Source organism: Streptomyces sp. NPDC025618 (genome assembly GCF_055558795.1).
In genome coordinates, this window is the sequence record NZ_JBVHLW010000035.1 from 24,754 (window position 1) to 37,925 (window position 13,172).

Below are 13,172 nucleotides of genomic sequence, written 5' to 3' on the forward strand. Positions count from 1 at the left end.
CGGCCCGCGAAACCGAAGCCGCCCGCCACGACCGAGGTCGTGACGGGCGGCTTCGCGGTGTGCGGCGGGTCTCAGGCGCTGAGGCGGCTGCCCATCCACTGGAGGGTGCCGGGGATCTCACGGCGCCAGGTGTTGAAGTTGTGGCCACCGGTGTCCAGGATCATCGAGGAGACGCGGGTGGGGTGCTGCTTCGCCGCGTCGATGAACTTCAGGGTGTCCTCGTAGTTGTGCTCACCCTGCTTGCTGCTGGTCACCAGGAGGGAGACGGGCGGCAGCGGCTTGTTCTTCAGGCGCCACATCAGGTCGTTCTCCTTCTCCAGCTTCTTGCTGCCGCCGAAGAGGGAACCGGTCGTGGCGTCCTGGGCGGCCTTGTAGTAGCCGGAGAGGGCGGCGGCGGCGCCGTAGGCGTCGGGGTGACGCATGGCGAACTTCAGCGCGCAGTAGCCGCCGGTGGAGTCGCCGATCATGCCCCAGTTGGCGGCCTTGGTGCCGATGCGGTACTGCTCGGAGAGCCCTTTGCGCAGGTCCTTGGTGAAGAAGGTCTCGGTCTGCGGGCCGCCGGGTATGTCTATGCACTCGGTGTCACGGGGCGGGGCGACCGTCGGGCGCATCATCACCAGGATGGTGGGCTGCATCTTCTTCGCCTTGGCGAGCTTCTGCGCCTCCTGCGGGTAGTGCAGGCCCTTGATCAGGGCTTCGGCGGTGCCGGGGAAGCCGGTCAGGACGACCGAGGCGGGAAAGGTCTTGTGGGCGTACTGCGGCTGAAAGTACTCCGGCGGGAGGTAGACGTACGCCGGGCTCACGATCTTGGACTCGGGCCCTTTGATGTTGACCTTCTCGACCTTGCCCGCGATCGAGGGCACCGTGCCGTGGCCCTTCACCTGCTGGATGCCGACGACCTCGACCGGCTTGCTGCCGGCGCTGTGGTCCACGACCACGCCCTGGCCCTTCTCCAGGCCGAAGAGGTCCGCCCAGGAGGCGAAGAAGCCGAAGGACTGGTTCGCCCAGAGGCCGATCGCGGCGAACAGCGTCAGCTGGGTGGCGAGCATCATGCCGAACCGGCCCAGGACCGATCCGACGCTCTTCTTGCCCAGGCGGGGCCAGAGCCAAATGGTCAACGCGAAGAGCACTACCGCCGCCGCTATGGCAAGCAGCAGAACCGCCATGCTGGTGAGACCCATGAGGTGCTTTCTGCCGAGCGGCCCGCCGCGGGCCGCGGAATGGTTACTTCTTTCCGGGCTCGGCCCCCGGCGGAACCTCAACCCCGAAACCGTCGTCCTACAGGGCGCACATTGTCCGGGCGCTGCCGCCAGAAGGCGCAGGACCACTCGACAGGACGACGGGAAGAGATGTCTGTCAGGGTAGATGGCAAAAAGTCCGATGGGGTTCCCGAGGGGGCCAAGCGACTGTCGAGGCTTGCGCGTATCGCCAAGGGGCCGCGCCCCGAGAACGTGCCGACCGTGGTGGGATGGGTCGGCATCATCATCGGCCTGCTCAACATCGTGGCCGGCGTCGTCCCGAGGGTCCGCTGGAGCAAGTTCCACACCTGGGCCGAGGTCCTGCCCGGCACGGTGACCCAGCTCGCGGCGGCCGGTTCCATCGTCGTCGGCATCCTGATGCTGATGCTGGCCCACGGCCTCATCCGCGCCAAGCAGCGGGCCTGGATGGCCGCCGTCGTCGTCCTGCCGATCGGTGCGGCCGCCCAGCTGATCTACCGCCACTCGATCATCGGCACGATCTGCTCGCTGGCGCTCTTCGCCTACCTGGTCTGGCACAAGCCCTCCTTCACGGCGCTGCCCGACCCGCGCAGCCGCTGGAAGGCGGTCGCGAACTTCATCATCATGGGCGGCGTCAGCTTCACCCTCGGGTGGATCATCGTCGGCTCGCAGTACCGGCGGATGGTCGGGGACCCGTCCGTCCTCGAGCAGATCGAGCACGTGATCTGGGGCCTCTTCGGCTTCGAGGGCTCGATCCGCTACACCCACGGCGTCGACTACACCGTCGGCTACTCCCTCGGCGCCCTCGGCCTGCTGACCGTCGCCTCCACCGCCTACCTCGCCTTCCGCCCGGCCTACCCGGCCGCGGTCCTCACCGAGGAGGACGAGGACCGCCTGCGCGAGCTGCTCGCCAAGCACGGCGCGCGCGACTCGCTCGGCCACTTCGCGCTGCGCCGCGACAAGAGCGTCGTCTTCTCCCCGTCGGGCAAGGCCGCCGTCTCCTACCGCGTCGTCTCCGGTGTGATGCTCGCCAGCGGTGACCCGATCGGTGACGTCGAGGCGTGGCCGGGCGCGATCGAGAAGTTCATGGAGCTGGCCAAGCGCCACTCCTGGACCCCGGCCGTCGCCGGCTGCAGCGAGACCGGTGGCGAGGTCTGGACCCGCGAGACCGGTCTGGACGCGCTGGAGATGGGCGACGAGGCCATCGTCGACGTCGCCGACTTCTCCCTCACCGGGCGCGCCATGCGCAACGTCCGCCAGATGGTCAAGCGCATCGAGCGCAATGGCTACGAGACCAAGGTGCGCCGCGTCGGCGAGCTCAGCCCCGAGGAGCTGACCGCCGTCCAGCAGGCCGCCGAGGCATGGCGCGACACCGAGGACGAGCGCGGCTTCTCGATGGCCCTGGGCCGCATCGGCGACCCCAAGGACCTCGACGCCGTCATCGCCACGGCCCACAAGGCCCCCGAGGAGGGCGAGGCCCCCAGCCCCTTCGGCGACCTCAAGGCCATGCAGCACTTCGTGCCCTGGGGCCCGGACGGCCAGTCGCTGGAGCTGATGCGCCGCGACCGCAGCGCCGACCCCGGCATGAACGAGCTCCTCATCGTCGCCTTCCTCCAGGCCGCGCCCGACCTGAAGATCAAGCGCCTGTCGCTGAACTTCGCGTTCTTCCGCTCCGCCCTGGAGCGCGGCGGGAAGCTCGGCGCCGGCCCGGTCGTGCGTGTCCAGCGAGCGGTGCTGGTCTTCCTCTCGCGCTGGTTCCAGATCGAGTCGCTGTACAAGTTCAACGAGAAGTTCCGGCCCCGCTGGGAGCCCCGCTTCATCGTCTTCCCGAACAACCGCGACCTGCCCCGCATCGGCTTCGCGATGATGCAGGCGGAGGGCTTCCTGGAGCTGCCGCGCCTGCTGCGCCGCCGCCCGGCGGAGCCCAAGGAGTTCATGGACGACGAGAAGGTCTCGGCCGCGGAGGTCACGCGCGCCGCGTGACTTTCGCGGTCAGGGCCCGGGGCCCCGTCCGGCGGCGAAGAGCTGCCGGGCGGGGCCCCGCCCGTTCGCGGCGGCGGTGCCGCGCCCGGCGGCGGCGACGCCCAGCGCGGCGAGCGGGCAGGCGGCGCGCCCTTCACCGCACGCCCTAGGCTGGTGGCATGAGTGCGTTGCGTGGTCGATTCGGGCCGGTCGGTCTGCCGGAGTGGGACCGCTGTGCGGTGATGGGCGTGGTCAACGTCACGCCCGATTCGTTCTCCGACGGCGGCCGTTGGTTCGACACCGAGGGGGCGGTCAAGCGGGGCCTGGACCTGGCGGCCCAGGGGGCCGACCTGGTCGACGTGGGCGGTGAGTCGACCCGTCCGGGCGCGGCCCGGGTGGACGAGCGCGAGGAGCTGCGCCGGGTGGTCCCCGTGGTCCGCGGGCTGGCGTCCGAAGGGGTGGTGGTGTCCGTGGACACCATGCGCGCCTCGGTCGCGGAGGCGGCCGTCGAGGCGGGCGCGGTGCTGGTCAACGACGTGAGCGGCGGCCTGGCGGATCCGGCGATGGTGCCGGTGGTGGCCACCGCCGGGGTGCCGTTCGTGGTGATGCACTGGCGCGGTTTCAGCGAGGACATGAACAGCCGGGCGGTCTACGGCGACGTGGTCGGTGAGGTCATCGGCGAGCTGCGGCAGCGGCTGGACGCCGTGGTCGCCGCGGGGGTGGACCCGGAGCGGCTGGTCGTCGACCCCGGCCTGGGCTTCGCGAAGACCGCGGACCACGATCTGGCCCTGGTCGCCCAGCTGGCCAGGCTCCGCCGGGAGCTGGGGCTGCCGATGCTGGTGGCCGCCTCCCGGAAGCGCTTCCTCGGCCGCGTGCTGGCCGGTGCCGAGGGCGCCAGCCCGCCCCCGGCGCGGGAGCGGGACGCCGCGACGGCCGCGGTGTCGACGATCGCCGCGCGCGAGGGCGCGTGGGCGGTGCGAGTGCACGAGGTACGGGCCAGCGCCGACGCGGTGCGGGTGGTGCGCGCCGTGGACCTGGCGGCGGAGACGGCAGGGGTGGCGATGGTGGCAGAGGCGGCGGGCGCCCCGGGCGCCGAGGGGGCCGAGTGAGCACGGCCCGTACGGACAGCGAGCGGGTCGAGCTGGCGAACACCGCGCTGTACGAGGCGGTCGAGCGCGGTGACACGGTGGCCATGGGGCAGCTGTGGCTGGACGACCCCGGGACCGAGGTGTCCTGCGTGCACCCGGGCTGGCCGGTGCTGCGCGGGCGGAGCGAGGTGCTCCGTTCGTATGCGCTGATCATGGCGAGCACCGACTACATCCAGTTCTTCCTGACGGACGTCGAGGTCGCGGTGGCCGGTGACACGGCGCTGGTGACCTGCACGGAGAACATCCTCAGCGGCGGCCCGTCCGAGTCGGAGGGCGAGCTGGGGCCGCTGGTGGGCCAGCTGGTCGTGGCGACCAACACCTTCCGCCGGGTGGGTGAGGAGTGGAAGGTGTGGTCCCACCACGGCTCGCCCGTGCTCGCGGGGCGTGAGGACGAGGACGAGGAAGGCCCGGAGGACAGGGAGGGCACGAACGGCCCGGAAGGGGCGTGACGGCCGGCCGGGCGTCAGCACGGGAGTGCGCCGAGCCACTCGTTCGGGGTTCCAGGCGGTCGGGTAGGGGTGAGGCACGGAGCCGGGGGTAAGCGCCGCGGGACCGGTCGGCGGCCCCGCGATTCCCTGTCCGTAACGTTCTTTGGCATCCGTAAACATCCGTACATGTCGTCGCATATCGGCAGCACAGCAGGGCGTCCGGGTGCGAGCGCTGTCGGTGCTCGCAGGTAGATTCGAAGTGGGTACCCCGGCCGACGGGGGGACGGGCGATGTGCCGGCGGTGCCGGCACGCACTCGCCATACCGACGACCAGCAGGAGTGATTCGTGTGGATCGTGTCGCGCTGCGCGGCCTGAAGGCCCGCGGGCACCACGGGGTTTTTCCCCGGGAACGCGAGGAGGGCCAGACCTTCATCGTGGACCTGGTGCTGAGCCTGGACACCCGGCCCGCCGCGGCCACCGATGACCTCGCGAAGACCGTGCACTACGGCGTGGTGGCGGAGGAGGTCGTCGACGTCGTCCAGGGCGAACCCGTCGATCTGATCGAGACCCTCGCCGAGCGGATCGCCCAGGTGTGTCTGAAGCACGAAGCGGTGCGGGAGGTGGAGGTCGTGGTGCACAAGCCCGACGCCCCCATCACCGTGCCTTTTGACGATGTGACGATCACTATTACGCGGAGCCGTGTATGAGCAGCAGCGACCCGACCGTGCAGCCGGTGCCCGCCTCCGTGGTGGAGCAGGTGGACGCCGCCGACGTGACCTTGAGCAACCCCAAGCGGGCCGTGATCTCGTTGGGCAGCAACCTCGGCAACCGCCTGGAGACCCTCCAGGGCGCGATCGACGCGCTGGAGGACACGCCTGGCCTGCGGGTCAAAGCGGTCTCCCCGGTCTACGAGACGGAGCCGTGGGGCGTCGAGCCGGGCACCCAGCCCGCGTATTTCAACGCTGTCGTCCTGGTGAAGACCACCCTCCCGCCGGGCTCCCTGCTGGAGCGCGGGCACGCGATCGAGGAAGCCTTCGAGCGGGTGCGGGACGAGCGCTGGGGCCCCCGGACGCTCGATGTCGACATCGTCAGTTATCAGGACGTCCTCTCCGACGATCCCGTCCTCACGCTGCCGCACCCGCGCGTCCACGAGCGCGCCTTCGTGCTGGCGCCGTGGCACGACGTGGACCCGGAGGCCGTGGTCCCGGGGCGCGGCGCGGTCGTCGAGCTGCTGGCCCAGGTCGGGCTCGAAGGGGTCGCCCCCCGGGTCGACCTGGAACTCCGGCTGCCCGAGTAGGCGGTCGGCCGGGAAACGTACGAGATGAGGAGCGAGGGCGCGGAGCGGTCCGCTCCGCGATCTGCTCACGGAGGAGCTGACCGGTGAAGCAACTGCGGGTCAGAGTGCTGGCCGGGCTGTTCGTCGTGGCCGGGGTGGTGTCCTGGGCGGGCGCCCGGCTGTGGGACGCCTTCGGCACACTGCCGAGCGTGCCCGTGGCCGCCCCCATCGTGCTGGCGGTCATCGCCGTCGTGCTGGCCGCGACGGCGTTCTCGCTGCGCGGCCGGCTGCGGGCGCAGCGCGAGCGGCGCCCCGGCGCGAAGGGCGTCGACCCCCTGGTGGCCGCCCGCGCGGTGGTCTTCGGCCAGGCGAGCGCGCTGGTGGCGGCGCTGGTCGGAGGCATGTACGGCGGTGTGGGCGCGTTCCTGCTGCTGGCCGGGCTGGAGAACAACCCGGCCCGCCGGGACCAGACGATCTACGCCGGAGCGTCGGTGCTCGCCGCCGTCTGCGTCATAGTGGCGGCGTTCTTCCTGGAGCGGGTCTGCAAGCTGCCGGAGGACGACGACGAGGAGGGCGGCAAGGGCGCGGCGCGCGCCTGAGCCGTCCGTATGCCCGCGTCGTCCGTGTCGTTCGCGTCGGCGGAGTGCGCGAAGGGGTGCCCGGGTCCGCCCGGAGCACCCCTTTCAGCTGTCCGGAGGGCGTGCCCGGATCCGTCCCGGCCGCGTCCTTCCGGCTGTCCGAACGGCGTGCTGCCGTATTCCGGCTGGCCGGGCGGACCGCTACGCGTCGGCGACGGTCTCCACCGACACGTCCGCGCGTGCCGCGCCCGTCGCGTCGGCCGCCGTGGACCGCCGCAGGGCCTCGTGCAGGCGGGCCGGCGTCAGGACGCCCAGGAAGCGGTCCGCCTGCTCGCCGTCGAGGACGGCGATCCAGCCCGCGTCGTGCTGGAGCATCGTGCTGAACGCCTGTTTGAGCGACGCCCCCACCGGCAGCCACGCGTCCATGCGCCGGGAGTGGCCGCGGACCTTGCCGCCGTCGGCCGCGCCGGCCAGCGCCTCCGCCGAGACCCAGCCGTGCAGCCCGTCCGCGTGATCCAGGACCACCGCCCAGCGCGCTCCCTCGGCCGCCAGCCGGGCCGCGGCCTCGCCCACCGGGTCGTCGAGGTGGACGACCGGCGGCTGTTCGAGGTCGCCGGACTCGATGGGGGTGACGGACAGCCGCTTCAGCCCCCGGTCGGCGCCGACGAAGTCGGCCACGTACGGCGTGGCGGGCGCGCCGAGCACGGCCGCCGGCGGATCGAACTGTTCGATGCGCCCGTTGCCGTAGACCGCGATGCGGTCGCCGAGCCGGACGGCTTCCTCCATGTCATGGGTGACGAAGAGGACCGTCTTGCGCACCTGCGACTGGAGCCGCAGGAACTCGCTCTGCAGGTGCTCGCGGACCACCGGGTCGACCGCGCCGAACGGCTCGTCCATCAGCAGCACAGGCGGGTCGGCGGCCAGCGCGCGGGCCACGCCGACGCGCTGGCGCTGCCCGCCGGAGAGCTGCTCGGGATAGCGGTCGCCGTAGACGGACGGGTCGAGCCCGACGAGGTCGAGCAGTTCGGCGGCGCGGGCGCGGGCCTTCTTGCGCTGCCAGCCGAGCAGATGCGGGACCGTCGCGGTGTTGTCGAGCACGGTCTTGTGCGGGAAGAGGCCGACCTGCTGGATGACGTAGCCGATCCGGCGGCGCAGTTCGACGGGGTCGGCCTTCGCGATGTCCTCCCCGTCGAGGAGGATCCGGCCGCCGGTCGGCTCGATCAGCCGGTTGACCATCTTCATCGTGGTGGTCTTGCCGCAGCCGGACGGTCCGACGAGCGTGACCAGCTCGCCCTCCGCCACCTCGAAGGACAGGTCGTCCACGGCGGTGGTGCCATCGGCGTAGCGCTTGGTGACATGCTCGAAGCGGATCATGGTTCCCCATTCTGGCCGTACTCGCTCCCGACATTGTTGCCGTTGTGTGGCGCCGGACTCGAATGTCAGTGCCCGGGGTTAGGGTCGCCAGTAACCGACGGTCAAGGCCCAGGGGGAGGTGAGAGCGTATGGCGGGGCAGAACTGCCTGGTCTCCAACGACTGGATCTGCGGCGAGTATCTGCGGACCCGTGGCCACGAGCTGACGGACGCCACGCTCCAGCACATCGGGATCACACTGGCTTCGGTCGCCATCGGCGTGCTCGTCGCCTTTCCGCTGGCTTTGCTGGCCCGCAGATGGCGGGCGGCGGCGGGCCCGGTCCTCGGCCTGACCACCGTGCTCTACACGGTGCCCTCGCTGGCCATGTTCTCGCTGCTGGTGCCCGTCTTCGGGCTGTCGGTGTCGGTCGTGGTCACCGGGCTGGTGCTCTATTCGCTGACGGTGCTCGTGCGGAACATCCTCGCGGGGCTCGCCTCGGTGCCCGAGGAGGCCCGCGAGGCGGCGCGCGGCATGGGCTACGGCCCGCTGCGCCTGCTCTTCGCGGTGGAGCTCCCGCTGGCGCTGCCCGCCCTGATGGCGGGCCTGCGGATCGCCACGGTCTCCACCGTCTCGCTCACCACGGTCGGCGCCATCATCGGCTACGGCGGCCTGGGCAACCTCATCTACGAGGGCATGCACAGCTACTTCAAGGCACAGGTGCTCACCGCCTCGGTGCTGTGCGTGGCGCTCGCGATCGTGGCGGACGTCCTGCTGCTGCTCGTGCAGCGGCTGCTGACGCCGTGGACGCGGGCGGGCGGGAAGGCGAAGCGCCGCGGCGGGGGCGCGCGCAAGCGGCTGAGCGCCGAGGGGGCTGTGTGATGGGTGTCATCGACCGCACCTGGACGTGGCTGACGACCGGCTCGCACTGGTCCGGCACCGACGGCGTATGGCACCGGCTGGGCGAGCACCTGTTCCTGACGTTCGCCTGCCTGGCGATCTCGTGCGCCATCGCGCTGCCCGTCGCCGTGCTGCTCGGCCACGTGGGCCGCGGCGGCGCCCTCGCGGTGAACATCTCCAACGCGGGGCGCGCCGTGCCGACGTTCGCGGTGCTGGTGCTGTTGCTGCTCAGCCCACTGGGTACGCATGGTTCATGGCCGACCGTCATCGCGCTGGTGCTCTTCGCGATCCCGCCGCTGCTCACCAACGCGTACGTCGGGATGCGCGAGGTCGACCGGGACGTGGTCGAGGCCGCGCGGGGCATGGGCATGACCGGCCGTCAGCTGATCGGCCGGGTGGAGCTGCCGCTGGCCTTCCCGCTGATAGCGACCGGGGTGCGGACCGCCGCGGTGCAGGTGGTGGCCACGACCACGCTCGCGGCGCTGCCGGGCGGCGGTGGCCTCGGCCGGATCATCACGGCGGGCTTCCGGCTCACCGACACCGCGCAAGTGGTGTCCGGGGCGGTGCTGGTGGCCGTGCTCGCGCTGCTGGTCGAGGGGGTGCTGGTGGTCCTGGAGCGGCTGCTGGACCCGGTGCGCCGGCGTGTGAAGCGCACGGCGGGCCGGGCGCCGGGCGGCGAGGGGCCGGTGGCGCCCGCCGACGCCGTCCCGGTGGGCGGCGCTGTGTGACACCCGCGCTCCGTCCGTCCACGCGCGGCCGCGGAGACTGACGACTGATCAAGGGGCGTCCGGGTGCGCCGGGCGCCCGACCGAATGGATGGAGTTCCCCATGAGCAGGACCCCGCGTCGAGCGCGGACCACGCGCGCGCTGCTGGCGATGGCGGGCGTCGCCACCCTGACGGCGGGCCTCGCCGCCTGCGGTGGGGACAGCCTGGAGAAGTCCGGCGGCGGTGACGCGTCCGCGCGGCCCGGCGAGGGTTCGCTGGTCATCGGATCGGCGTCCTTCACCGAGTCCAAGGTGCTCGCCGAGATATACGCGGGCCTGCTGAAGGACGCCGGCTATTCGACGTCGATCAAGACCGTCGACGCCCGTGAGCTCTATGAACCGGAGCTGGAGAACGGCAAGATCGACATCGTCCCGGAGTATGCCGCGACGCTCGCCGAATTCCTCAACAAGAAGCAGAACGGCAAGGACGCTCCGACGGTCGCCTCTGCCGATGCCGGCACCACGGTGAAGGCGCTCCGTAAACTCGCCGAGCCGCGCGGCCTCAAGGTGCTGGATCCCGGCCGTGCCGTCGACCAGAACGCCTTCGCGGTGACCGCGGAGTTCGCCGCGAAACACCAGCTCAAGACGCTTTCCGACCTCGGCGCGGCAAAGGAGAAGGTCAAGCTCGCGGCGGGCGACGAATGCCCCCAGCGGCCCTTCTGCCAGCCCGGTCTGGAGAAGACGTACGGCATCGACGTCACCGGCATCGACCCGCTGGAGGTCGGCAGTACGCAGGCCAAGCAGGCGGTCAAGTCCGGCAAGGACCAGATGGTGCTGACCACCACCACGGACGCCACACTCGAACAGTTCGGTCTCGTTCTGCTGGAGGACGACAAGAAGCTCCAGAACTCCGACAACGTGTTGCCCGTCGTGAATGCGAAGAAGGCCGGTTCGCAGAAGATCGCCGACGCTCTCGGCAAGCTCAACAGGGTGCTGACCACGGCCGATCTCACCGAACTCAACAAGAAGGTCGACGCGCAGCGGCTCAAGCCCGCGGATGTGGCCGCGCGGTACCTCAAGGACAAGGGCTTGCTGACGAAGGAGAAGCAGTAGGAGAGAAGTAAGATCAAGGGAAGAGTTTGGTGGTGGAGTCACACTCCCGAGGCGACGCACGGTAAGTTTCAGGCCATGCCACGAGGACGCCATCGCCATTCACCGCCCCTGCACAGGCTTCTTCCCCCGTCGGCGGTCGCAGCGACATCGGTCGCCGCTGCCGCCGGTGCTTGGGTGGTAGGTGAAACGGTCGTCATCCGGGGCCTCGCCGCGGCCGCTGCCGCCGCCGCGGTGGTCGGTGCCGTGCTGATGCGCCGTTGGGACCACGCCGCCGGGAAGCGGGTCGCCCAGCTCAACGCCGCCCGGGTGCGCGATGAGTGGAAGACCGACGAGCGCATCGCCGAGCTGGAGACGGAGCTGGAGGAAGCCCGCGCCGGCCGCGCCAAGGCGGAGACCAAGCTGCGCGGCAAACGCGCCGAGCTCGCCCGTCTCCGGAGCGAACACGCCGACCTGCTGCGCCGCTACGCCGCGGCCGAGACCGGGCGCGCCAGCGCGCTGGAGGGCCGCCGCCAGGCCCAGGGCACCGCGCCCCGCGGCGCGAAGGCGCTGGAGTCCGCTGCGGCCTCGGTCGGCGCCGACGGGGCCGCCGTCGCCGCGTCCGCGTACCGCAAGGCCGCCGAGGCACTGCGCGACCTGGAGCGGAACGCGGCGATCCAGCGGGACGCGGAAGCCGCCACGGAGCCCGGCCAGGACGCGACTCCGGCGCTGACGGACGTCGTGCCTCCGAGCGGACTGCCGGTCACCGGCGAGACCCTGAGCGCCGCGGACGCGGCGAGGGCCGCCAAGCGGCGTACGGGCGCGCAGGCCGCCGAGGAGACGGAGACCACCGCTCCCCAGGACCTTAAGGCCGCGAAGGCTCCCGAGGCCCCGAAGGCCGCAGAGGCTCCCGAGGCTCCTGAGGTTCCGAAGGCCGCGGAGGAAGCCGGGGACCGCGCCGTCGACGAGACCGACGAGGCCCCCGTCGCGAAGAGCACGCCCCCCGCGCCCCGCCCCGCCTCCGCCGTCGTGCCGCAGCAGCACCCCGCCCGGCGCCCCGCGTCGCGCACCCAGGGCGGCTTCGACTTCTTCGGCACCCAGCGGACGCCCTCCGCCGCGCGGCCCGTCGAGGAGACGGACCTCGCGGACGTCGTCGGCGAGGAGGTGCTCGCCGAGGCCGAGGCCGCGGAGCAGCAGGGCGACGACTCCAAAGGGGACGTCATCGACCTGACCGCGCACGACGAGACCGAGCAGATAGATGTCGTGCAGCTGCGCAGCGCCATCTCTTGACGGTCGTTGCGAAAACGCGTGACCCCCGGTGGACCTGCCACCGGGGGTCACGCGTTTTCGCGCTCCTACTTGCCGATTACTTGTCGATGTCGCCGACGACGAAGAACAGCGAACCGAGAATCGCCACCATGTCGGCCACAAGCGTGCCCGGCAGCAGCTCGGTCAGCGCCTGGATGTTGTTGAACGACGCCGACCGCAGCTTGAGCCGGTACGGCGTCTTCTCGCCCTTGGAGACCAGGTAGTAGCCGTTGAGGCCGAGCGGGTTCTCCGTCCAGGCGTACGTCGCGCCCTCCGGTGCCTTGAGGACCTTCGGCAGCCGCTGGTTGATCGGACCGGGCGCCAGCTGCGCGATCCGGTCCAGGCACGCCTCCGCCAGCTCGAGCGAGTTGTGCGTCTGCTCCAGCAGGCACTCGAAGCGGGCCAGGCAGTCGCCGTCCTCGCGCGTGACCACCTTCAGGGTGTCCCGCAGCTCGCCGTACGCGAGATACGGCTCGTCGCGGCGCAGGTCGAAGTCCACACCGGAGGCGCGGGCGATCGGCCCGCTGACGCCGTACGCGTGCACCGCCTCGCGGGAGAGCACGCCGACGCCGCGCGTGCGGCCGCGGAAGATCTCGTTGCCGAGCACGAGCCGGTCGTAGACGTCCATCCGTGAGCGGACGTCGGCCACCGCGTGCCGGGCGCGGGCGAGCCAGCCCGCGGGCAGGTCCTCCTTGAGGCCGCCGACGCGGTTGAACATGTAGTGCATCCGGCCGCCGGAGACCTCCTCCATCACCGTCTGGAGCTGCTCGCGCTCGTGGAAGGCGTGGAAGACGGGCGTGATCCCGCCCAGTTCGAGGGGGTACGAGCCGAGGAACATCAGGTGGTTGAGCACCCGGTTCAGCTCGGCGAGCAGCGTGCGCGTCCACACGGCGCGCTCGGGGACCTCCATGCCCAGCATCCGCTCCACCGCGAGCACGACCCCGAGCTCGTTGGAGAAGGCCGACAGCCAGTCGTGGCGGTTGGCGAGCATGATGATCTGCCGGTAGTCGCGCGCCTCGAACAGCTTCTCCGCGCCCCGGTGCATATAGCCGACGACCGGCTCGGCGTGCTGGATCCGCTCCCCGTCCAGGACGAGCCGCAGCCGCAGCACGCCATGGGTGGACGGGTGCTGCGGCCCGATGTTGAGCACCATGTCGGTGCTCTCCGCCGCGCCGCCGATGCCGACAGTCGTCTCAGTGGTAGGGGCCATG

The 13,172-nt window shown here is 71.3% G+C and carries 13 protein-coding genes; 10 read left to right on the plus strand and 3 right to left on the minus strand.

The features are described 5' to 3' along the window. Positions 1 to 71: 71 nt before the first annotated feature. Positions 72 to 1,181, minus strand: coding sequence for an alpha/beta hydrolase (locus tag ACZ4A5_RS24895; protein ID WP_467588334.1), 1,110 nt, complete (start codon positions 1,179 to 1,181; stop codon positions 72 to 74). Positions 1,182 to 1,349: 168 nt separating this feature from the next. Here ACZ4A5_RS24895 and ACZ4A5_RS24900 point away from each other — a divergent pair, with 168 nt between their 5' ends. The 6 genes from ACZ4A5_RS24900 to ACZ4A5_RS24925 all read left to right on the plus strand — a co-directional run bounded on the left by ACZ4A5_RS24900 (position 1,350) and on the right by ACZ4A5_RS24925 (position 6,631). Further along, positions 1,350 to 3,200 carry a phosphatidylglycerol lysyltransferase domain-containing protein gene (locus tag ACZ4A5_RS24900; protein ID WP_467588339.1) on the plus strand — a complete coding sequence of 617 codons (1,851 nt, stop codon included), beginning with the start codon at positions 1,350 to 1,352 and terminating at the stop codon, positions 3,198 to 3,200. Between the two features lie 158 nt (positions 3,201 to 3,358). Beyond that, complete coding sequence (gene folP / locus ACZ4A5_RS24905; RefSeq protein ID WP_467588341.1) at positions 3,359 to 4,288, plus strand: dihydropteroate synthase; 930 nt, start codon at positions 3,359 to 3,361, stop codon at positions 4,286 to 4,288. Beyond that, positions 4,285 to 4,776 (plus strand): nuclear transport factor 2 family protein, encoded by a 492-nt coding sequence (locus ACZ4A5_RS24910; RefSeq protein WP_467588344.1) that lies wholly within the window; start codon positions 4,285 to 4,287, stop codon positions 4,774 to 4,776. The genes folP and ACZ4A5_RS24910 overlap by 4 nt, the downstream gene beginning before the upstream one ends. Before the next feature lie 327 nt (positions 4,777 to 5,103). After that, positions 5,104 to 5,463, plus strand: a complete 360-nt coding sequence (gene folB, locus ACZ4A5_RS24915; protein WP_301893438.1) for a dihydroneopterin aldolase — start codon at positions 5,104 to 5,106, stop codon at positions 5,461 to 5,463. Beyond that, a complete protein-coding gene (gene folK, locus ACZ4A5_RS24920) occupies positions 5,460 to 6,053 on the plus strand; it encodes a 2-amino-4-hydroxy-6-hydroxymethyldihydropteridine diphosphokinase (RefSeq protein ID WP_467588347.1) in 594 nt (197 codons plus the stop codon). Before folB ends, folK begins: the two co-directional genes overlap by 4 nt. Positions 6,054 to 6,136: 83 nt before the next feature. Next, complete coding sequence (locus ACZ4A5_RS24925) at positions 6,137 to 6,631, plus strand: DUF3180 domain-containing protein (protein ID WP_398873062.1); 495 nt, start codon at positions 6,137 to 6,139, stop codon at positions 6,629 to 6,631. 180 nt (positions 6,632 to 6,811) lie between these two features. Here ACZ4A5_RS24925 and ACZ4A5_RS24930 read toward each other — a convergent pair whose 3' ends face one another. Continuing rightward, the gene (locus ACZ4A5_RS24930; protein ID WP_467588350.1) at positions 6,812 to 7,984 is read right to left on the minus strand and encodes an ABC transporter ATP-binding protein; all 1,173 of its coding nucleotides are present in this window, start codon (positions 7,982 to 7,984) and stop codon (positions 6,812 to 6,814) included. Positions 7,985 to 8,112: 128 nt separating this feature from the next. Here ACZ4A5_RS24930 and ACZ4A5_RS24935 point away from each other — a divergent pair, with 128 nt between their 5' ends. From ACZ4A5_RS24935 to ACZ4A5_RS24950, 4 genes are all read left to right on the plus strand, one after another. Beyond that, a complete protein-coding gene (locus ACZ4A5_RS24935) occupies positions 8,113 to 8,841 on the plus strand; it encodes an ABC transporter permease (protein WP_467588353.1) in 729 nt (242 codons plus the stop codon). Then, entirely contained in the window at positions 8,841 to 9,587 is a 747-nt protein-coding gene (locus ACZ4A5_RS24940; RefSeq protein ID WP_467588358.1) for an ABC transporter permease, read from the plus strand. The genes ACZ4A5_RS24935 and ACZ4A5_RS24940 overlap by 1 nt, the downstream gene beginning before the upstream one ends. A 100-nt stretch (positions 9,588 to 9,687) precedes the next feature. Then, a complete protein-coding gene (locus ACZ4A5_RS24945; protein ID WP_467588361.1) occupies positions 9,688 to 10,677 on the plus strand; it encodes an ABC transporter substrate-binding protein in 990 nt (329 codons plus the stop codon). A 174-nt stretch (positions 10,678 to 10,851) separates the two neighbouring features. Further along, positions 10,852 to 11,943 (plus strand): hypothetical protein, encoded by a 1,092-nt coding sequence (locus tag ACZ4A5_RS24950; protein ID WP_467588364.1) that lies wholly within the window; start codon positions 10,852 to 10,854, stop codon positions 11,941 to 11,943. A 76-nt stretch (positions 11,944 to 12,019) separates the two neighbouring features. On the opposite strand, the gene ACZ4A5_RS24955 is transcribed toward ACZ4A5_RS24950, so the two are convergent. Then, positions 12,020 to 13,171 (minus strand): NADH-quinone oxidoreductase subunit D, encoded by a 1,152-nt coding sequence (locus ACZ4A5_RS24955; protein WP_361535195.1) that lies wholly within the window; start codon positions 13,169 to 13,171, stop codon positions 12,020 to 12,022. Position 13,172 lies beyond the last annotated feature (1 nt).

Coding starts and splice junctions, on each gene's coding strand:
- ACZ4A5_RS24895 (WP_467588334.1), bottom strand. CDS start 1,181: ATGGGTCTCACCAGCATGGCGGTTCTGCTGCTTGCCATAGCGGCGGCG.
- ACZ4A5_RS24900 (WP_467588339.1), top strand. CDS start 1,350: ATGTCTGTCAGGGTAGATGGCAAAAAGTCCGATGGGGTTCCCGAGGGG.
- folP (WP_467588341.1), top strand. CDS start 3,359: ATGAGTGCGTTGCGTGGTCGATTCGGGCCGGTCGGTCTGCCGGAGTGG.
- folK (WP_467588347.1), top strand. CDS start 5,460: ATGAGCAGCAGCGACCCGACCGTGCAGCCGGTGCCCGCCTCCGTGGTG.
- ACZ4A5_RS24930 (WP_467588350.1), bottom strand. CDS start 7,984: ATGATCCGCTTCGAGCATGTCACCAAGCGCTACGCCGATGGCACCACC.
- ACZ4A5_RS24935 (WP_467588353.1), top strand. CDS start 8,113: ATGGCGGGGCAGAACTGCCTGGTCTCCAACGACTGGATCTGCGGCGAG.
- ACZ4A5_RS24940 (WP_467588358.1), top strand. CDS start 8,841: ATGGGTGTCATCGACCGCACCTGGACGTGGCTGACGACCGGCTCGCAC.
- ACZ4A5_RS24945 (WP_467588361.1), top strand. CDS start 9,688: ATGAGCAGGACCCCGCGTCGAGCGCGGACCACGCGCGCGCTGCTGGCG.
- ACZ4A5_RS24955 (WP_361535195.1), bottom strand. CDS start 13,171: ATGGCCCCTACCACTGAGACGACTGTCGGCATCGGCGGCGCGGCGGAG.